This window comes from Streptosporangium sp. NPDC006930 (assembly GCF_040635605.1).
Lineage (GTDB): Bacteria > Actinomycetota > Actinomycetes > Streptosporangiales > Streptosporangiaceae > Streptosporangium.
In genome coordinates, this window is sequence record NZ_JBEYID010000014.1 from 199,518 (window position 1) to 219,029 (window position 19,512).

The 19,512-nt window shown below is 69.6% G+C and carries 15 protein-coding genes; 11 read left to right on the forward strand and 4 right to left on the reverse strand.

Annotated features, from left to right (window positions below; all coding sequences use genetic code 11):
* Positions 1-177: 177 nt before the first annotated feature.
* On the reverse strand, positions 178-1,056 hold the full coding sequence (locus ABZ664_RS24595; RefSeq protein ID WP_362514319.1) for a RecB family exonuclease: 879 nt from the start codon (positions 1,054-1,056) through the stop codon (positions 178-180).
* A gap of 169 nt (positions 1,057-1,225) precedes the next feature.
* Between ABZ664_RS24595 and ABZ664_RS24600 the strand changes: the two genes are divergently transcribed.
* From ABZ664_RS24600 to ABZ664_RS24615, 4 genes are all read left to right on the forward strand, one after another.
* Positions 1,226-2,314: a site-2 protease family protein gene (locus ABZ664_RS24600; RefSeq protein ID WP_362514395.1), complete on the forward strand. Its 1,089-nt coding sequence runs from the start codon at positions 1,226-1,228 to the stop codon at positions 2,312-2,314.
* 160 nt (positions 2,315-2,474) lie between these two features.
* Positions 2,475-4,010, forward strand: coding sequence for a hypothetical protein (locus ABZ664_RS24605; RefSeq protein WP_362514322.1), 1,536 nt, complete (start codon positions 2,475-2,477; stop codon positions 4,008-4,010).
* A gap of 12 nt (positions 4,011-4,022) precedes the next feature.
* A complete protein-coding gene (locus ABZ664_RS24610; protein ID WP_362514325.1) occupies positions 4,023-4,457 on the forward strand; it encodes a hypothetical protein in 435 nt (144 codons plus the stop codon).
* Positions 4,454-5,923: an FHA domain-containing protein gene (locus ABZ664_RS24615; RefSeq protein WP_362514328.1), complete on the forward strand. Its 1,470-nt coding sequence runs from the start codon at positions 4,454-4,456 to the stop codon at positions 5,921-5,923. Before ABZ664_RS24610 ends, ABZ664_RS24615 begins: the two co-directional genes overlap by 4 nt.
* 138 nt (positions 5,924-6,061) lie before the next feature.
* On the opposite strand, the gene ABZ664_RS24620 is transcribed toward ABZ664_RS24615, so the two are convergent.
* Positions 6,062-8,068 (reverse strand): cation:proton antiporter, encoded by a 2,007-nt coding sequence (locus ABZ664_RS24620; protein WP_362514399.1) that lies wholly within the window; start codon positions 8,066-8,068, stop codon positions 6,062-6,064.
* 120 nt (positions 8,069-8,188) lie between these two features.
* Between ABZ664_RS24620 and ABZ664_RS24625 the strand changes: the two genes are divergently transcribed.
* Positions 8,189-8,977 carry a serine/threonine-protein kinase gene (locus ABZ664_RS24625; RefSeq protein WP_362514331.1) on the forward strand — a complete coding sequence of 263 codons (789 nt, stop codon included), beginning with the start codon at positions 8,189-8,191 and terminating at the stop codon, positions 8,975-8,977.
* A 160-nt stretch (positions 8,978-9,137) separates the two neighbouring features.
* On the opposite strand, the gene ABZ664_RS24630 is transcribed toward ABZ664_RS24625, so the two are convergent.
* Complete coding sequence (locus tag ABZ664_RS24630) at positions 9,138-9,737, reverse strand: TetR/AcrR family transcriptional regulator (RefSeq protein WP_362514335.1); 600 nt, start codon at positions 9,735-9,737, stop codon at positions 9,138-9,140.
* 82 nt (positions 9,738-9,819) lie between these two features.
* Between ABZ664_RS24630 and ABZ664_RS24635 the strand changes: the two genes are divergently transcribed.
* A complete protein-coding gene (locus tag ABZ664_RS24635) occupies positions 9,820-10,743 on the forward strand; it encodes a PfkB family carbohydrate kinase (protein WP_362514338.1) in 924 nt (307 codons plus the stop codon).
* A 93-nt stretch (positions 10,744-10,836) separates the two neighbouring features.
* Complete coding sequence (locus tag ABZ664_RS24640; RefSeq protein ID WP_362514341.1) at positions 10,837-12,060, forward strand: aminotransferase class III-fold pyridoxal phosphate-dependent enzyme; 1,224 nt, start codon at positions 10,837-10,839, stop codon at positions 12,058-12,060.
* Positions 12,061-12,217: 157 nt separating this feature from the next.
* Here ABZ664_RS24640 and ABZ664_RS24645 read toward each other — a convergent pair whose 3' ends face one another.
* Positions 12,218-13,324 (reverse strand): GNAT family N-acetyltransferase, encoded by a 1,107-nt coding sequence (locus ABZ664_RS24645; protein ID WP_362514345.1) that lies wholly within the window; start codon positions 13,322-13,324, stop codon positions 12,218-12,220.
* A 209-nt stretch (positions 13,325-13,533) separates the two neighbouring features.
* On the opposite strand from ABZ664_RS24645, the gene ABZ664_RS24650 reads away from it, so the two are divergent.
* The 4 genes from ABZ664_RS24650 to dop all read left to right on the forward strand — a co-directional run bounded on the left by ABZ664_RS24650 (position 13,534) and on the right by dop (position 19,385).
* A complete protein-coding gene (locus ABZ664_RS24650) occupies positions 13,534-14,412 on the forward strand; it encodes a tRNA (adenine-N1)-methyltransferase (RefSeq protein ID WP_362514348.1) in 879 nt (292 codons plus the stop codon).
* A 205-nt stretch (positions 14,413-14,617) separates the two neighbouring features.
* Positions 14,618-16,381, forward strand: coding sequence for a proteasome ATPase (gene arc / locus ABZ664_RS24655; RefSeq protein WP_362514351.1), 1,764 nt, complete (start codon positions 14,618-14,620; stop codon positions 16,379-16,381).
* Positions 16,382-16,622: 241 nt separating this feature from the next.
* On the forward strand, positions 16,623-17,780 hold the full coding sequence (locus ABZ664_RS24660; protein WP_362514354.1) for an acyltransferase: 1,158 nt from the start codon (positions 16,623-16,625) through the stop codon (positions 17,778-17,780).
* An 87-nt stretch (positions 17,781-17,867) separates the two neighbouring features.
* A complete protein-coding gene (gene dop, locus ABZ664_RS24665) occupies positions 17,868-19,385 on the forward strand; it encodes a depupylase/deamidase Dop (protein WP_350948294.1) in 1,518 nt (505 codons plus the stop codon).
* Positions 19,386-19,512 lie beyond the last annotated feature (127 nt).

The window sequence follows — 19,512 nt, forward strand, 5'->3', positions numbered from 1 at the left end:
GCCACCCTGCCAGAGGCGGATATCACCCTCATCCCCACGAAGGATCCGCTCCGCGAAACAGCAGGAAGGCCACGCGGAGAGACCCACCCGGGAACCGGAGCGGGGAGCGCGGTGAGGCCGGGTCGAAGAGCGCGGGGGAGAACGCCGGAAGGGCTTCCGGCGCCGCCACCACGGTCACTACAGCTCGTCGGTGGCCGCCCTCGAGATCTTGGCGGACCGCCGGTTGCTGCGCACGGTGTCGCCCGGCTGCCGCTCGGGAACGGGCGGGGGAGTGCCGCCGAACTCCGGGCACAGGTCCTTGTAGCTGCACCAGTCGCACAACCTGCTGGGCCTGGAGCGCCACTCGCCGGTCTCCAGCGCGCGCTCGATCGCCTGCCACAGGGCCTGGACCTTGCGCTCGGTGGCCAGCAGGTCGGCTTCGTCGGGGGTGTAGCGCAGGACCTCTCCGCCGCCCCCGAGGTACATCAGCTGGAGCATGCGGGGCACCGAGCCGCGCAACCGCCACAGGACCAGCGCGTAGAACTTCATCTGGAACAGCGCCTTGGCCTCGAAGGCGGGACCCGGGGCGCTGCCGGTCTTGTAGTCGACGACGCGGACCTCACCGGTGGGCGCCACGTCCAGCCGGTCGATGTAACCCCGCAGCATCAGGCCGCTGCCGAGCACCGCCTCCACGTAGAGTTCCCGCTCCGCGGGCTCCAGACAGGTGGGGTCCTCAAGGGTGAAGTAACGCTCCAGCATGACGCGGGCCTGGGCCAGCCACTCGGCGCGGTCGTCGTCGCCGGTGAACATCCCGGCGTAGGAGGGATCCTCCTGCTGGAGCCTGTGCCATTGGGGCTCCAGCAGGTCGTGGGCCGCGGAGACCGTGCGCTGCGGGGCGGGAAGGTCGTACAGGCGTTCCAGCACCGAGTGGACCATCGTGCCGCGCACCGCGGCGGGCGACGGCGGCTCGGGAAGCCGGTCGATCACCCGGAAGCGGTAGAGCAGTGGGCACGTCATGAAGTCACCCGCGCGCGACGGCGACAGGGCTCCGACGATCGTGGGCTCGGTCGGTGACATGACCGCACTGTAGGTCACGGTGACGACAGTTTGTGCCCGAGGTGCCCCCGTGGCGTCTACCGGAGGCCCGATGGCGCGTACCATCGAGGACTGAGGGTGGATTGAACGAGGAAATGGTGAAGCAGCGGTGAGCAGCGACAGCCCACGCCAGGACAATCCAGGGCTGCTGATGGGCCGCCCGTTCGGCATCCCGATCTACGTCTCGCCGACCTGGTTCATCGTGGCGGCGTTCATCACCTACTCGTTCCAGAGCGTGGTGGCCTACAGGCTGCCCGATCTGAGCATCCCGCTCACCTATGTCGTCGCGTTCGTCTTCGCGGTGCTGCTGTACGTCTCGGTGCTCCTGCACGAGCTGGCACATTGCGTGGTGGCCAGGATGTACGGCCTGCCGGTACGGCGCATCACGCTCTACCTGCTCGGCGGTGTCTCGGAGATCGAGCGCGAGCCGGAGACCCCGGGCAGGGAGTTCATGGTGGCCTTCGCCGGGCCGCTGCTCTCGCTCGGGCTGGCCGCGATCGGATTCGCCGCCTCCTACGTCATCGACCCCGGCACGATCGCCGGCGTCCTGGTCTTCCAGCTCTGGCTCGCCAACCTGATGGTCGGGATCTTCAATCTGCTCCCGGGGCTGCCGCTCGACGGCGGGCGCATGCTGCGGGCGGGCGTCTGGAAGATCACCCGCAAGCCGCTCTCCGGCACGGTCGCGGCGGCCTGGGCTGGCCGGGTGCTGGCCATCGCCCTGGTCGTACTGCCCGTCGGGCTGACGCTGGTGGCCGGGCAGGAACCGGGCCTGATGCTCATCTGGTCGCTGTTGCTCGCCGCCTTCATCTGGTTCGGCGCCACCCAGTCGCTGCGCGGCGCCCGCGTACGGGCCCGGATCCCCGAGGTCAACGCCCGCGCCCTCGCCAGGCGGGCCATCGCGGTGACCGGCGACGTGCCGCTGGCCGAGGCCCTGCGGCGGGCCGCGGAGGCACAGGCGGGGGCGATGGTGGTGGTCGACCACGAGGGTCATCCCACGGGCATCGTCAACGAGGTCGCGGTGGAGTCCACCCCGGAGAGCCGTCGCCCCTGGGTGACGGCGGGTTCGCTCGCGCGCAGCCTGGAGCCGTCGCTGGTGCTGGCCGCGGACCTGGAGGGGGAGCCGCTGATCGACGCCATGCGCGAAGCCCCGGCCGGGGAGTATCTCCTGGTGGAGCGTGGCGGCGAGATCTTCGGCGTGCTCGCGACCTCGGATGTGAACCGCGTGTTCAGCGGGGTTTAAGCGAACCACAGGTGGTTTACAGGCGTCTCACTGGATACTCGCCGATGACAGGGGATGACAGGAGAGGAACGTACCTGTTCGTCCCACTCGTCTTCGGCTCTCACCAGGACTAGGGTTTTGGCCAGCGAATGGGCTGGCCACGTAGCTTAAGGGACGTCAATTGGCACCCCCCCAAACACCGGCGCCTGCCGGTGATCTGACGCCGGATCTTCTCGGCGCCCCCGAATGGACCGATCAGATGGTCGCGGCCGCGGGCATCCCCATGTACGACATCCCCTTCCTCACGGTCGGTGGTGGCATGGGATCCTTCGTGACGCTCGACTACCTCAGGATCTACGGCGTTCCCACCTCGCAGATGCGGGTGGTGTCCAACATCGACCATCCGTGGCAGACCTACGAGTTCCTCACCAGGTGCTCGCAGATCCCCCGGAGTGAGCGGATCCGCTCCGACTCCTCCTCCCGCCCGGACAACCTGTGGGGTTTCCCCTCCTACGCCCTGGAAGAGGCGTGGAAGGAGAAGAATCCGTCATACCTGTGGCAGATCCTCACCGAGCCGCTCCTGAACGACTACTGGACCCCGCGCGCCGGCACCGTCTTCGAGAACCTCGAACGCGAGGCCAAGCGCATCAACTACTGGGACATGCTGGTCAAGGGGCAGGTGCGGATGGTCCGCCGCAGGGCGGGCGGCGGCTACTTCACCGTGGTCACCCCGCCCGACGGCGCGGCGCCGACCAAGCGCATCATCTTCCGGTCGCGCTTCGTGCACATCGCGATCGGCTATCCGGGTCTGAAGTTCCTGCCGGACCTGCAGGAGTTCCGCACCAAGCACGGTGACTACCAGCGCGTCGTCAACGCCTACGAGCCGCACGAGCAGGTCTACGAGTTCCTGAAGACCCGGCCGGGCACCGTGGTCATCCGCGGTGGCGGCATCGTCGCCTCCCGGGTGCTCCAGCGGCTGTTCGACGACCGGGAGCGACACAACCTGCAGACCCAGGTCATTCACATCTTCCGCACGTTCGTCAGCGGCTCCCACGGGCCGCACATCTGGTCGCGCCGCAAGGGCGGGGACGGCTGGGCCTACCAGGGCTTCAACTATCCCAAGTCGGTGTGGGGCGGCCAGCTCAAGGCGCAGATGCGCAAGCTGGAGGGCGCCGACCGGGCGAGGAAGTACAAGGAGATGGGAGGCACCAACACCCCCTTCAGGCGGCGCTGGCAGGAGCAGATGCGGGCGGGCCGCAGCGGCGGCTACTACCACCCCGTGCAGGGCACCGTCGACCGCGTGGAGCAGAGCCACGACGGGCGGCTCGTCAGCTACGTGCGCAGCAGCGACGGCATCGTCCGTGAGCCGGTGTCCGACTACATCATCGACTGCACGGGCCTCGAGGCCGACATCGCCGAGCACCGGATCTTCGCGGACCTGCTGCAGCACGGCGGGGCGTTCCGCAACCCGGTGGGCAGGCTGGAGGTGGAGCGACACTTCGAGGTGAAGGGGACGGCCAACGGTGACGGTGCCCTCTACGCCTCGGGGTCGGCCACGCTCGGCGGCTACTTCCCCGGCGTCGACACCTTCCTCGGCCTGCAGATCGCGGCACAGGAGATAGCGGACGACCTGGCGAAGCGTGGATTCGTCAAGAAGATGGGACCGCTACGGTCGACCTCGCAGTGGTTCAAATGGGCCCGCAACTCGCCGGTGTAAGGAGTAGTTCTCGTGGTTCCGACACTGCTGGGCCGTATTCAGACGCGCCTTCTCATGCTCGCCACCGTCGGCGTGTTCATCACCCTGCTGATCGTTCCCCTGCTCCCCGGTTCGGGGCCGCTCTCCGGCCGCTACGTCAACGGCCTCCTGGTCATCGCGGCGGTGGCCGTGCTGGGGGTCGTCTGGGAGCTGATATACCACTTCCTGATGCAGTTCAGATGGGAGAAGGACTGGCCGACTCTCTTCGGCCTGCTGACGCTCGTGCCCGAAGGTCTTGTGCTGTACTTTTTGCTACGGTCCGGTGCAGTTGATTTCATCGATCCGGTCCCACCGGCCGCCTTCTGGACGCATTTCACCGTCGTCTGGGTATGCATCTGGTTGGTGACGAACGGTCCCATGAGGGTGCCGTTCATCCGATGGCGTTTCCGGGGAGGGAGAGTTCTGTGACCGACCAGGGCTTCGGAGTGGTGCGTCCGCTTCCGGGCAACGGGCTGGTGGCCCACGAGGGTGGCCTGCTGCTGGTGTGCGACGCGGCCGAGGCCGTCGTTGAGGATCTGCTGGGAGCGCTGCGGGAGACCGCGGCCTCCGGCGGCGACGGCAGGGCGCTGGCCCGCCGCGTCGCCCAGATCCTCGCCGCCATGATGGGTGAGCCGGTGGCGTGCGCCGTCGCCGGCCCCGTCGGCGGGGGAGTGGCCGTCCTGGTCAGCGGCCCCGCGTTCGCGTCGGTGACCGGCGCGAACGGTGAGATCCAGCTCGCGGGGCGCGACGCGCTCACCTGGTCCGACCGGCTGGTCCCCGGCCCGGTGACCCGGGTGGAGCTGCGCCTGCCCGATGCGGAGGCCGCGCACCCGCTCTCCCGGCTGGACGCCGGGGTGATCGTCGCGGGTGGGGTCTCGTGCGATCCGACCGAGCCGGGCGCCGCCCCGCGTGCCGTGCCACGGGCGGAGTCCGCCGCCCCCCAGGGACAGCATGCCCAGCAGGCACAGCACGCCGCCCCCCGGATGGAGCCCGCGGCCCCCGAGTCCATCCCGATGTCCGCGCCGCCCGAGCGGTCGGCACCCCCCGCGTGGTCGGCACCTCCGGAGCCTCCGCCCTATCCCATGGGCCCGGCCGATCCCTATCCGTCGGCCGCCCCGCCCGCGGAGCCGCGGCGCGAGCCGCAGCCGCAGGGATGGCACTCCGAGCCGATGCCGCAGGGCCCGCTCTCCTCTCCGGGCCACCCGGGGGTGCAGTCCGGCGGTCCCTCCAGCGGGCCCGCTCCGGCGGTCGTCCACCACGAGGACATCGACACCGCCATGGCGAGCGGGATCGGCGGCGACCCCATCGACGTGCGCGACCAGCCGTTCGAGTACGAGTTGCTGACGCCCGGGGGAGCGCAGCCGGGAAACGAACCCTCCGCCGCTCCCGCGCCCGGCCCGGCGGCCGAGCCCGAGGCGCGGCCGCTGGTCTACGGGGTCGACTGCAAGAACGACCATTTCAACGACCCTCGCGTCCCCTACTGCGCGGTCTGTGGCATCGCGCTGGTCCAGCGCACCCTCGTCCCCTACAAAGGGCCGCGCCCGCCGCTGGGGGTGCTGCTCCTGGACGACGGTCTGACGCTGCGGCTCGACACCGACTATCTGGTGGGCCGTGACCCCGAGCGGGCTCCCGAGGTGGCGGACGGCTCGGTGCGCGCGGCCAAGGTCACCAGCCCCGACGGCTCGGTCTCCCGCCGTCACCTGCGGGTGGCGCTGGACGGCTGGGACGTCAACCTGGTCGATCTGGGGTCGGTCAACGGCACCCAGATCCAGCCGCCCGGTGACCCCAACTTCTACGACATCCCGCCGAACGAGCCGGTCGCGATCCTGCCCGGCACCACCGTGCGGATCGGCGTCTCACGCACCATGCGCTACGAGTCGCACCGCAACCGCTGAGGAACGCCTCTCGCCTTTTTTCGGCGGCACGGCCGTGGGCCGTGCCGCCGATACGCGTTCAGGGGGATGCGGGCAGCAGCAGGTGGCCAGGAGGTGCGACAGGCGGTCCGAACCGGGGGCAGAGTCGGCGGGGAGGCGTCAGGGCTGCGGGATCGGGGCGCGCAGGGCGGAGACCGCCTCGGCCCAGTCGACGGGGTCGGGGTCCTGCTCGGCGCGGACCAGTAGATGGACGTCTTCGGGGACGTTCGCCGTGTCGGCGGCGACGACCAGCGCGCCCTCGGGGACCGGGCCCGAGGTGGCCTCCACTCCGAGCTTGGCCAGCCGCTTGGCCAGCGCCGAGGCCCGGTTCCCTCCGATGACGACGAGGGGACGTCCCCACAGCGTCGCGAGGCCGAGCGCCACGTGGGCGGCGGCGTCGCCGCCCGGGCCGTAGTGCACCGCCACCGGTTCGGAACCGGGCCCGGCCTGCTCGAACGCGGACGGCGGCACCGGCACGGCCACGGTCACCACGCGGCAGGTGGCGCCGTCGCGCATACCGGCGTAGCCGGGGACGTCGGCGGGCAGCACCAGCAGGTCAGGACGGGCACCGGAGGCCAGCCCCGGCAGTTCGCCCGCCACGTCCGCGCTGAACCGGCTCACCACCCTGCTGTCCGAGCCGCGCTCGCGAACCGTGGCGGCCAGTGTCTCCAGCTCGTGAAGGATCTCGGTCAGCTCCGCCAGCTCCGAGGAGAGGCCGATGCCGACCTCCAGGCGCCCCGAGGGGTAGGGGCGCAGGTGGCCCAGGACCACCTCGGAAGGGGTCGACGGGGACGTCGAGAGGGCCAGGGCGGTGGCCAGGCCGACGAGCGGGGCCTGCTCGGCGGGAGGGTCGGGCACGACCACCAGCACCCGGTGGGCGGCGGTCACCCCCAGGGCGGCGCGCTCGGCGTCGGCGATGTCGCGAGCCACCCGCCTGTCGGGGTAGAGCCTGCGCACCAGCGGGCCGGTCATCGCGGTCGTGACGAGGGCCATGACCACCATCAGCGAATACAGCTCGTCGTCGAGCACGCCCTTCTGCAGGCCGACGGTGAGGATGACGATCTCGGTGAGTCCTCGCGTGTTGAGCAGGGCCGCGAGCGTCCAGGACTGCCGTCCGGGCAGCCGCTGCGTCCGGGCGGCGGCGTAGGAGCCGAGCAGCTTGCCGCCGATCGCGACGGCCAGGATCGCGGCGAGCGTGCCGAGGCTGGACAGGTCGAGCTCGCGCAGGTTGACGTTGAGACCCGCCACCACGAAGAACATCGGCAACAGCAGCAGCACGGCGAGCTGCTCCAGCCGCTCCAGGATCTCGTGGTTGAGCCGCTCGGCTCCCTCGCGGGGCATCACCGCGCCGAACACGAACGCCCCGAAGATGAAGTGGACGTGCATCCACTCGGTGGCCCAGGCCGACCCGATCAGGCCGATGAGCACCAGCGAAAGCAGCCCTGGCGTGAGCCGCCCGGCCTTCTCGTACGCGGGCACCAGACGGGCCAGCAGGGGCTTGACCACCAGGAACATCACCAGCGCGTACGGCAGGGCGAGCAGGACCTTCCACTGCCCTTCGGCCTCTCCCGCCCCGGCGATGCCCACGACCACCGCCAGAACGGTCCAGGCGAGCACGTCGATGACGGCCGCGGAGGCGAGGGCGAGGCCGCCGAGCGTGATGCGCTGCATTCCCCGGTCGGTGAGGATCCTGGCCAGCACGGGGAACGCGGTGGCGGCCATCGCCGCCCCCATGAACAGCACGAACGGCAGCGTCCTGTCGCGGCCCACGTGCTCGCCCGCGATGCTGAGCGCGAGCACGCACCCCAGGACGAAGGGCACCACGGTCGAGCCGAGCGCCACGGTCACCGCGATCCGGCCCTTGCCCCTGACCAGCTTCTGGTCCAGCTCCAGGCCGACGACGAACATGAACAGCACGAGGCCGACGTTGGCCAGCGCCTGCAGCGGGGGCCGCATCTCGGGCCCGAACAGCTGGTCACCGATGAGGGGGCCCAGCAGCGTGGGGCCCAGCAGGATGCCCGCCACGATCTCGCCGATGACCGGGGGCTGGCCGAGCCTTTTGGCCAGTGCTCCGAACAGCCGGGCCGCCGCGAGGACGATGACGAGGTCGAGCAGGAGCAGATCCATGTGCAGCACTTGCGAGCACGCTTTCCGTATGCAAAGAAAAGCCCCGAGAATGTCGAAGGCGACGTTACCGTGTGGGGGATGTCGCCGCGAACGTCGCGTGGGTATGGAGGGAGACCGTTGGTGGAAGGCATCGCCGATTACGAGTTCGTCCGGTCACTGGGGGCGGGCAACCACGGCGAGTTCTACTTGGCGAAGAGGCCGGAACGGTTGCCCGTCGAGGCGGACCTGGTCGCGGTGAAGGTGGTGGGCGGCACCGGGAACGACGCGTTCCGCCGCGCCACGAGGGAGTTGAAGGCGTTCGCCGCGGTGCGTTCCCCTTACCTGGTGCGGCTCTACGACGCGGGCCAGCAGGGCGGGGTGTTCTACTACTCGATGGAATACCTGCCGGGTGGCTCGCTGGCGCGTCCCGCGGAGCGTCCCTCGCGTGAGCGGGTGCTGCGCGCGGTCGCCTGCGTGTCCCACGCGGCGCAGGCGCTGCACGAGGAGGGCATCGTTCACCGTGACATCCGTCCCGGCAATGTGCTGCTCACCGAGGACGGCGGCAAGCTCTCCGACCTCGGCCTGTCGCAGGTGCTGATGCCGGGGGCGACGGTGACCGGGATGGGGGACATCGGCTCGGTGGAGTTCACCGACCCCACGCTGCTGCAGGGGGAGACCCCGACCCCCGGGGGCGATGTGTGGTCGCTGGGCGCGACGCTGCACTGGGCGGTGAGCGGCAACGGTCTCTACGGGGAACTGCCCACCCACGACCCGCTGCTGACCCTGCGCAAGGTGTACAGCACGACGCCGTCGATCCACCCGAGCCTGGAACCGGAGCTGTCGGACCTGGTCCAGGCATGCCTTGGCGACGCGGCCAAGCGGCCCACCGCCAGGGGAGTGGCCGACCGGCTCTACGCCCTGCTGGCCTGAGAGTCCCGCGGCTCCGGGGAGGTCCCCGCCGGTCCGGGACGCTCCGCGGGTGCCGGCCCTGAGAGCTCAGGGCCGGCCGGTGTCCGGCCGCCCGGTGCGTTCTCCGGGGAGCGCGGGGGCCCTCGTCCCGGGACAGGCAGGGCCGTCCGGCCGTGCGGGCCTACGCGCCGGTGGGACGGAGGCGGTCCAGCTCGGCGTCGAGCATCCGTTCCAGGCGCGCGGCGTCGAGCCTGTCGGGATAGAGCAGGTGGTGCGCGCTCAGTCCGTCGACGAGGGCGAGCAGCCGCTCGGTGACGTCGTCGAGGTCGTCGGCGGTGGTGATCTCTCCGTCGGCGGCCGCCGCGCCGAGCAGGCTGCGTACCAGGTAGCGCAGCTCCTCGGCCTCGGCGCGCTGCGCCTCCAGCATCGCCGGGCTGGTCATGCTGCGGCTCCAGAAGCCGATCTCCAGCCCGCTCTCGCGGGCGCGCTCGTCGTCCAGCGGGAGGTTGTCGAGGAGGAGTTCGCGCAGCGCGGCCAGGCCGGTGAGACCGGCCAGCTTGCCGCGCAGGCGCTCCACGATGCGCCGGTGCGAGGAGCGCAGCGCCGACAGCATGATGTCGTCCTTGTCGGCGAAGTAGTGGGTCAGCACGCCGTTGGAGTAACCGGCCTCCCTGGCGATGGCCCGGGTCGTGGCGGCCTCGATGCCCTCGCGCAGGATGACGCGGCGCGCGGCCTCCACGACCTCCTCGCGGCGCTCGCCGTGGTTGACGATCTTCGGCACCTCGCTCCTCCCTGAACGGATTCGTTGACATTTTAGTCGGTCGCCCGTCTATTATCCGCTGAAGACATGAGGAGGACTCGATATGACCGTCGTCACCCTCGGTGCGCACATCGTGGACGTGCTCGCCAGACCGGTGGAGTCGATCCCCGCCGGCCAGGACACCCACCTGCTGGAGCAGATCCGTGTCACCGCCGCGGGCGCCGCCGCCGCGACCGCCGTCGACCTGGCCGCGCTCGGCGTCCCGGTGGCCTCGGTGGGGGCGATCGGGGACGACGAGCTCGGCGACCTGCTCGTCATGATGATGGGGCGGCGCGGGGTCGACGTGACCGGGATCGTCCGCAGGCGGGGGGAGCAGACCGCCGCCTCGATCCTGCCGATCCGTCCTGACGGCGGGCGCCCGTCCTTCCACGTTCCCGGCGCGAACCTGGGTCTGTCCACCGCCGACGTCGCCCGTGAGACCGTCCTCGGCGCGCGGGTCGTGCACCTGGGCGGCATGGACGTCACCTGGGGCCTGTACGACCCCGCGTTCTTCGCGCTGCTGGACGAGGCGCGAGCGGCGGGCACCATCGTCACCATGGACCTGCTGTCCAACATGCCGGATCTCATGCAGGGGGTCCGCGACTTCCTTCCACACGTCGACTACCTCCTGCCCAACGAGGAGCAGGCACTGCTGATGAGCGGCGCCGGTGAGGCGGGGGATGTGCAGGAGGCCGCGAACGCACTGCTGGCGCAGGGGGCCTCGGCCGTCCTGGTCACGCTCGGCGCGGACGGGAGCCTGATCGCCGACGCGAAGGGCGTCACCCGCGTTCCCGCCCTCGACGTCCCCGTGGTCGACACCACCGGCTGCGGCGACGCCTACTGCGCCGGGTTCGTCGCGGGTCTGGTCGACGGCCGTGACGTGGCCGGTGCCGCGCGGCTCGGCACCGCGCTGGCCGCCCGCGTCGCCGGGGGCCTGGGCTCGGACGCGGGTCTGGACGGTGCGAGGGAGCTACGGGACGAGAAGTGACCTCGCCGTTCACGGCCCCCGGCCCCGCGACCGTACGGGCGGCGGGGAGCGGCCGAACCCATCCAGGCATGACCAGAGACGAAAGGACGGCGCATGTCCATCGACGCCAAACTCAGGGAGCGGGCCGCCAAGGTCGTCCCCGGCGGCATGTACGGCCATCTCAACGCGGCCCTGCACGGTCCCGCCTACCCGCAGTTCTTCGTCGGGGGAGAGGGATGCCGCCAACGTGACGCCGACGGACGTGAGTACGTCGATCTCATGTGCTCGTGGGGACCCGTCGTGCTCGGTCACCGCCATCCCGCAGTCGAGGGCGCCGTCGCCGCACAGCTCGCCGCGGGCGACTGCCTCAACGGTCCCGGCCCCGTCTACGTGGAGCTCGCCGAGCTGCTGGTGGAGACCGTCCCGCAGGCCGACTGGGTGATGTTCTCCAAGAACGGCACCGACGCCACCACCCAGGCACTGATGGTCGCCCGCGCCGCCACCGGCAGGACCAAGGTCCTCATGGCGCACGGCGCCTATCACGGGGCCGACCCGTGGTGCACGCCCAGCCCGGCGGGGACCACTCCCAACGAGCGTGCCGACCTGGTCGAGTTCACCTACAACGACCTCGCCAGTGTCGAGGCCGCCGCGGCCCAGGCGGAGGGCGACGTCGCCGCGATCATCGTGACGCCGTTCAAGCACGACTCGTTCGAGGACCAGGAACTCGTCGCCGCGGAGTTCGCCCGGGGGGTGCGGGCCCTGGCAGACCGGATCGGCGCCGCTCTGGTGATCGACGACGTGCGCGGGGGCTGGCGGATCGACCTGGGTGGTTCCTGGGAGCCCCTGGGCGTGCGCCCCGATCTGTACGCCTTCAGCAAGGCCATGGCCAACGGCCACCCGATCGCCGCGGTCACCGGTGTGGACTCCCTGCGCGGGCCCGCCCAGACGCTCTACTCCACCGGCTCCTTCTGGTTCAACGCCGCTCCGATGGCCGCGGCCAAGGCCACGATCGAGACGTTGCGCGCCATCGACGGCATCGCCCTGATGGAGCGCGCGGGCACCCGCCTGCGCGAGGGCCTGGCCGCCCAGGCGGCCTCCCACGGCTTCACGGTCAACCAGACGGGGCCGGTGCAGATCCCGTGGCTCTCCTTCGAGGGCGACGCGACGCTGGACAAGGGCATGTTCTGGGCCGCGGCCTGCCTGGAGGAGGGGGTTTACCTGCACCCGTGGCACAACTGGTTCCTGTCTGCGGCCCACACCGACGCCGACATCGATCGGGCACTCCAGGGCACCGACGCCGCCTACGCCAAGCTCAGGGCCCGCTTCGGCGCCGACTGAGACCCGGCCGGGGCCTTTCTGGGGCGGCCGGACGTTTCGGATCGCCCGCGACTTCCGTGACGGTGTACGGCCGGCGCCGGGAGTCGCGGGCGTGGCGATCCAGCGCGGCGGACGATCACCGCGGGTCGATCGGGGCCGGCGCCGGGCGTCGTCCGGGCTAGTGCCGGGCGTCGTCTCGCAGGCGAGACCACTGCAGGTCGTCCAGGCGTGTGCCGTCCGGGCCAGGCAGCATCCCGCGCAGCAGCGCCTCGCGGGTGAAGCCCGCGCGCTCCAGCACGCGGTGCGAGGCGACGTTGCCGGGAGAGGTGCCCGCGATGATCCTGGCCAGGGGGGTGTGCTCGAAGACCCAGCCGACCAGCAGGTTCACCGCCCTGGTGGCGAAGCCCCTGCCGCGAAACTCCGGTCGCAGGCTGTAGCCCGTCATCGCCTGTCCCAGCGGGGGGATCACCCCGGTGAGCTGGATGTCCCCGGCGAACGCGCCCGTCGCGGCGTCCAGGATCGCGACCTCGGCGCCTCTGCCCGCCAGCCAGTCCGCGCCCGCGGTACGGCAGCGCTCCTCGACCTTCTCGAATGTGGAGGGTTCGGAAGGGACGCTGTACCTCACGACGTCGGGCAGGTTCCGCAGCGCCAGGTAGTCGGCGGTGTCGGAGACGGTGAGCCGCCTGAGCCGTACGACCCCGTCGGTGAGCGAGCCGCCGGGAAACTCCGGCAGCAGGGGCGGCACGCGCTCGCCGGAGTCGCCGCGCAGACGTGCGAAGCCCACCAAATCGTGCCGGGTGCCGTCACGCTGCTCCTCGGCCCCGCGCCGCACGCCCTCGTGGTGGAACCCCGCGGCGAGGGCGACCCGCTGGCTGGCCAGATTCTCCACGTTGGCGAGCAACTCGACGCGCTCGACCCCGTGGCGGAACCCCCACGCGGTCAGCGCGGCGGTGGCGGCCGTGGCCACCCCGCGGCCCCGCGCCCACGGGGCGACCAGGTAGCCGATCTCGATGCCCCCGCGAGGACGGGCCATGAGGCCGATGTTGCCCAGCCACTCACCCGTCGCCGCGTCCGCGATCGCGAACGGGGCACCTCCTGTCTGCCACTCCTGGCGGCACCGTTCCATGTACTCAAGGGCGTCGTCCCGGGTGTACGGCACGGGGACGAGAGGGAGGAAGCGGACGATCTCCGGGTCGGCGCAGGCCCGGGTGATCGCCTCGGCGTCGGCCGGGGCGAGCGGCCTCAGGACGACAGGGCCGGCCGGAATCACATCATGGGAAAACACGCCATAACAGCTACCAGGTGCCCTCTTATGAGGGCGAATCAATTTGCGGATGACCTCCGCCCTCTCCGCCCTGTCCCCTCCCTCCTCGTCCCTTCTCCGATCTCTCTCGCTTCGCCCTCCCGGCGCCCCGAGGTTCGCGCCCGTCCTGCCCGCGTGGCCGTGTTCCGGACCGTCCGAGGACACCGTCGCGCGCCGATAACCTTGCGGTCATGGGTTTTCGCAGGCATGGGCCGTTTCAGGCCGGGGATCAGGTTCAGCTCACCGACCCCAAGAACAAGCGTCACACGGTGACGCTGAAGGAAGACGGCGTGTTCCACACGCACAAGGGCGGGATCCCGCACAGTGAGCTGATCGGCCGGCCCGAGGGCTCGGTGGTGCGTTCGTCCGGCGGCACCCAGTATCTGGCGTTCAGACATCTCCTGCAGGACTACACACTGTCCATGCCGCGAGGCGCGGCGGTGATCTATCCCAAGGACTCGGCCCAGATCGTGGCCATGGCCGACATCTTCCCCGGGGCCCGGGTGGTGGAGGCGGGTGTCGGTTCCGGCGCGCTCACCTGCTTCCTGCTGCGCGCCATCGGTTCCGAGGGCACCCTCACCTCGTACGAGCGGCGCCAGGACTTCGCCGAGATCGCCACCAAGAACGTGGAGAAGTTCTACGGCGGCCCGATGAAGCAGTGGCGCCTGGTGGTCGGCGACTTCGTCGAGGCTCTGGACGAGAGCGACGTCGACCGGATCATCCTGGACATGCTCGCCCCGTGGGAATGTGTGGACGCCGCGGCCCGGGCACTCACGCCCGGTGGCGTGATCTGCTGTTATGTCGCGACCACGACCCAGCTCTCGCGTACGGTCGAAACTCTGCGGGAGCACGGGAGTTTCACCGAGCCCCATGCGTGGGAGACCCTGGTTCGTGACTGGCATGTCGAGGGACTGGCCGTGCGGCCCGACCACAGGATGGTCGGCCACACCGGGTTTCTGGTCACGGCCCGTCGCATGGCCGACGGGGTGACGCCACCACCTCGACGTAGACGTCCGGCGAAGGGGGCACATGGCGAGGAGTCCGCGACTTCCACGTCTTCCGCCACATGATGACGATTCGGCCACGACGGTCCGTCGGAGCGTGACATGGGAGCAGACCTTCGTGTTCTTATACTTCTAGGACTAAAACCCCCAAAAGGGATTAATCATCACGCACTTAATGTAGTCATATGAACACCGCTCAGCCAGGTAAGGGACAGCCCTTAGATGGGTAGGGTTTTGAGTAGTCGGTCTCGACTGGGAAGGAGGTGACGCCGTGGCAGCTCGCGACGACGCTGAAGCTCGTGCCGCGCAGCGCGAACGGGAGGTCGCCGACCTCACAACACAGGTCTCCTTCCTGCAGGAGGAGATCACCGCGTTGCGTCGGAAGCTGACGGAGTCTCCCCGGCAGGCCAGGATTCTCGAAGAGCGTCTCCATGACGTGCAGGCGAACCTCGCGGCCGTAACCGGCCAGAACGAGCGTCTGGTGGCCACCCTCAAGGAGGCCAGAGACCAGATCGTCGCCTTGAAGGAGGAGGTAGACCGGCTGGCACAACCGCCGTCCGGGTTCGGTGTGTTCCTCGAAGCCAGAGAAGACGGCACGGTGGAGGTCTTCACCGGTGGCCGCAAACTCAGGGTGAACGTGAGCCCCGCGGTGGAGGTCGAGTCGCTGAAGCGTGGCCAGGAGGTCATGCTCAACGAGGCGCTCAACGTCGTAGAGGCCCTCGGCTTCGAGGACCTCGGTGAGATCGTGATGCTCAAGGAGCTCCTTGAGGACGGCCGGCGCGCGCTGGTGATCTCACACGCCGACGAGGAGCGGGTGGTGAAGCTCGCCGAGTCGCTGCTGGACCAGCCGATCCGGGCGGGTGACTCCCTGCTGCTCGAACCGCGCTCGGGCTACGTCTACGAGCGCATCCCCAAGTCCGAGGTCGAGGAGCTCGTCCTGGAGGAGGTGCCCGACATCTCCTACGAGGAGATCGGCGGGCTCATGCGGCAGATCGAGCAGATCCGGGACGCCATCGAGCTCCCGTACCTGCACGCCGACCTCTTCCGCGAGCACAAGCTCCGCCCGCCCAAGGGTGTCCTGCTCTACGGGCCGCCCGGCTGCGGTAAGACCCTCATCGCGAAGGCCGTCGCCAACTCCCTGGCCAAGCAGGTCGCGGAGAAGACCGGCCAGTCCGGCAAGAGCTTCTTCCTCAACATCAAGGGTCCCGAGCTTCTCAACAAGTACGTCGGCGAGACCGAGCGGCACATCCGCCTGGTCTTCCAGCGGGCTCGCGAGAAGGCCTCCGAGGGGACCCCGGTGATCGTGTTCTTCGACGAGATGGACTCGATCTTCCGGACCCGAGGCTCGGGCGTCTCCTCCGACGTCGAGAACACCATCGTTCCCCAGCTCCTGTCGGAGATCGACGGCGTCGAGGGGCTGGAGAACGTCATCGTGATCGGCGCCTCCAATCGTGAGGACATGATCGACCCGGCGATCCTGCGGCCGGGCCGCCTGGACGTCAAGATCAAGATCGAGCGGCCGGACGCCGAGGCGGCCAAGGACATCTTCTCCAAGTACCTCATCCCTGAGCTCCCGCTCCACGCCGAGGATCTCTCCGAACACGGCTCCAACCGCCAGGAGACGATCTCCGGCATGATCCAGCGGGTCGTCGAGCGGATGTACACCGAGAGCGAGGAGAACCGCTTCCTTGAGGTGACCTACGCCAACGGCGACAAGGAGGTCCTGTACTTCAAGGACTTCAACTCCGGCGCGATGATCCAGAACATCGTCGACCGGGGCAAGAAGATGGCGATCAAGCAGTTCCTGGAGACCGGCCAGAAGGGCCTGCGGATCCAGCATCTGCTGGCGGCCTGCGTGGACGAGTTCTCCGAGAACGAGGACCTGCCCAACACCACCAACCCCGACGACTGGGCCCGCATCTCCGGCAAGAAGGGCGAGCGGATCGTCTACATCCGCACCCTCGTGACGGGCAAGCAGGGCACAGAGGCCGGACGCTCCATCGACACGGTGGCCAACACCGGTCAATACCTGTAACCACGTGTGACCGGCGGCGCGGTTCCCCTCGGGGGCCGCGCCGTCGGCGTCGTCATGCCTGCCGCAACACATTCGACGGCCTGTGGGTTTTGTCCTGTTTAAACCTTTTTGTCCTCGTGTATTCGGCTCTCCTTTCACACCCGCCCCGGAAATGGCCGGAAATAGACAGCCGTCACGGGGAACCCGAATGATCGAGACGCCGTCCAAGTGGCGTGCGTGAACATTCCGGCCCGGCCGCCCGGTGAACGGCACGGGGTCTCGCGAGGCGCTTCGGGGAAGTGGCCGCCTCGCCGAACTCGACCTCCTGCGCTTCTTCGCCGCCATCGCGGTGCTCGCCTTCCACTACTTCATCGCCTTCGCCTCGGTGTGGGGCGACCGCCCGGCCGAACTGTTCCCGGCGATCTCCACCGTCTCCGGGCTCGGCATCCTCGGCGTCGAGCTGTTCTTCATGATCAGCGGGTTCGTGATCCTGATGAGCATCTGGGGGCGGAGCCTGGGGGCGTTCGCCCTCTCCCGGCTGGTGCGGCTCTACCCCGCCTACTGGGTCAGCGTGGCCGTCACCGCCGCGGTGTACGGGCTGACCGCCGCCACGGCCCTGGATCCCAAGCTCAGCCTCGGCGAGTACGGGATCAACCTCACGATGCTCCAACGGGCCCTCGGCGTCTACGACGCCAACGGCGTCTACTGGTCGCTCTGGGTGGAACTCCGCTTCTACGTACTGATCTCGATCCTGGTGATCGTCGGGGTGACGCTCAACCGCTGCCTGGTCTTCATGGGCGTCTGGCTGCTGGCGGCCGGGTTCTTCGCCGGAAGCGACGAGGCGTGGGTCGAGCTCGTGGTCATGCCCAAGTACGCGGCGTACTTCGTCGGCGGCATGGCGTTCTTCCTGATGACGAGGTTCGGTCCCAGGCTCGTCCTGTGGTGCCTGGCCGGGATCAGCGGCGGCCTGGCCGTGAGCGCGGCGATCGACCGGGTGGCCGGGCGCGTCGAGAAGGTCGGCTACGCCGCGATGCCCGTGCCCGAGTGGGCCGTGGTCGCCACGGTGGTCGGTTTCTACGTGCTCATGGCCATGGTGGCGCTGGGATGGCTGGGATGGCTGCGCTGGCGCGGCCTGGTCGTCCTGGGCGCGCTCACCTACCCGCTCTACCTGTTCCACACCCCGGCCGCGGTCCTGATCGTCCCCGCCCTGCGGGACGTGCTGCCGCCCCCGCTGACCGCCCTGGTCACGGTGCTGGCCGCGACGGCGTTCTCCTATCTGGTGTACCGGGTGGCCGAGCGTCCGCTTCAGGAGTTCGTCAAATCCATGAGGCGGAGAGGGGCCGCATCCCCGTCCCCGTCACAGCTCCCCGCGCTCTCCTCGATCCCCCTCGCAACGGGCGAAAAGGCTTCGGTGCCATAACTGTCCGACCACCGGGCATAGTGAAGGGTCTAGGGTCGGGAATAGATACCACGGAGAGAAACAGTCCCTGACGAACAGAGGGTGCGCATGACGGTACGGCGGGTGATGGGCATCGAGACCGAATACGGCATCTCCGTGCCCGGACAGCCGGGGGCCAACGCGATGGTGACCTCCTCTCAGGTCGTGAACGCCTATCTGGCGGCCTCGGCCGCCAGGGCACGGCGCGCGCGATGGGACTTCGAGGAGGAGAACCCGTTGCGGGACGCACGGGGGTTCGACCTCGCGCGGGAGGTGGCGGACCAGAGCCAGCTGACCGACGAGGACCTCGGCCTGGCGAACGTGATTCTCACCAATGGGGCCCGGTTGTACGTGGACCATGCCCATCCCGAATACTCCACACCCGAGTGCACCAATCCTCGGGCGGCGGTGATCTGGGACAAGGCGGGTGAACGGGTGATGCACGACGCGGCGGTCCGCGCCTCGGCGATGCCGGCCAACGCCCCGATCCAGCTCTACAAGAACAACACCGACAACAAGGGCGCCTCCTACGGCTGCCATGAGAACTACCTCATGCGCAGGGCCACCTCGTTCGCCGACATCGTCAGGCACCTGACGCCGTTCTTCGTCTCCCGGCAGGTCGTCACCGGCGCGGGCAAGGTCGGCATCGGCCAGGACTCCCGGGGCGAGGGCTTCCAGATCAGCCAGCGGGCCGACTTCTTCGAGGTCGAGGTGGGGCTGGAGACGACGCTCAAGCGGCCGATCATCAACACCCGGGACGAGCCCCACGCCGACCCGGAGAAATACCGTCGCCTGCACGTCATCATCGGCGACGCCAACATGTCGGAGATCTCGACCTACCTGAAGCTGGGGTCCACCGCGCTCGTCCTGGCGATGATCGAGGACGGCTACTTCACCCGCGACCTCGCCGTGGACAACCCCGTCCAGGCCCTGCGCGCGGTCTCACACGACCCCACGCTCAAGTACGAGATCTCCATGCGCGACGGTCGCAAACTGACGGCCGTGCAGCTCCAGATGGAATACCTGGAGCTCGCGCGCAAGTATGCCGAGGAGCGCAGCGCCAACGGCCTGGACGAGCCCACCAAGGACATCCTGGAGCGCTGGGAGTCGGTCCTCACCCGCCTGGCGGAGGATCCGATGCAGCTGTCCGGCGAACTCGACTGGGTGGCCAAGCTGGAGCTTCTGGAGGGATACCGGACCCGTGACGGCCTTCCCTGGTCGCACCCGCGTCTGCAGCTCGTCGATCTCCAGTACTCCGACATCCGTCCCGACCGGGGGCTCTACAACCGGCTGGTCGCCCGGGGCCGCATGCAGCGCCTGGTCACCGAGGAGGAGGTCCAGAGGGCCATCGAGGTGCCGCCCAACGACACCCGGGCCTACTTCCGAGGCCGCTGCCTGAGCCAGTACAGCGAGTCGGTGGCCGCAGCCTCCTGGGACTCGGTCATCTTCGACATCCCCGGCCGTGAGTCGCTGCAGCGCGTCCCCACCCTTGAGCCGCTCCGCGGCACCAAGGCCCACGTGGGCGAGCTGTTCGACCGTTGCCGTACCGCCGCGGAGCTGGTGACGGCGCTCACCGGCGAGCAGTGACGTCCTGAGAGGGGGAGGTGGCCCGGCCGGGCCCCCGCCCCCCCCATCGTGGCCACCCCAACCAGTTAAAACGGGCCCCAGGGGTGGCGGGGGGCGGGGCATCGGGGTAAGGTGCGGGGGCGGTTTG

What these genes read in the sequence shown, in the direction of transcription:
- ABZ664_RS24620 (WP_362514399.1), bottom strand. Translation starts at nt 8,068, where the DNA reads ATGGATCTGCTCCTGCTCGACCTCGTCATCGTCCTCGCGGCGGCCCGG.
- ABZ664_RS24635 (WP_362514338.1), top strand. Translation starts at nt 9,820, where the DNA reads ATGACCGTCGTCACCCTCGGTGCGCACATCGTGGACGTGCTCGCCAGA.
- dop (WP_350948294.1), top strand. Translation starts at nt 17,868, where the DNA reads ATGACGGTACGGCGGGTGATGGGCATCGAGACCGAATACGGCATCTCC.
- ABZ664_RS24600 (WP_362514395.1), top strand. Translation starts at nt 1,226, where the DNA reads ATGGGCCGCCCGTTCGGCATCCCGATCTACGTCTCGCCGACCTGGTTC.
- ABZ664_RS24640 (WP_362514341.1), top strand. Translation starts at nt 10,837, where the DNA reads ATGTCCATCGACGCCAAACTCAGGGAGCGGGCCGCCAAGGTCGTCCCC.
- ABZ664_RS24595 (WP_362514319.1), bottom strand. Translation starts at nt 1,056, where the DNA reads ATGTCACCGACCGAGCCCACGATCGTCGGAGCCCTGTCGCCGTCGCGC.
- ABZ664_RS24650 (WP_362514348.1), top strand. Translation starts at nt 13,534, where the DNA reads ATGGGTTTTCGCAGGCATGGGCCGTTTCAGGCCGGGGATCAGGTTCAG.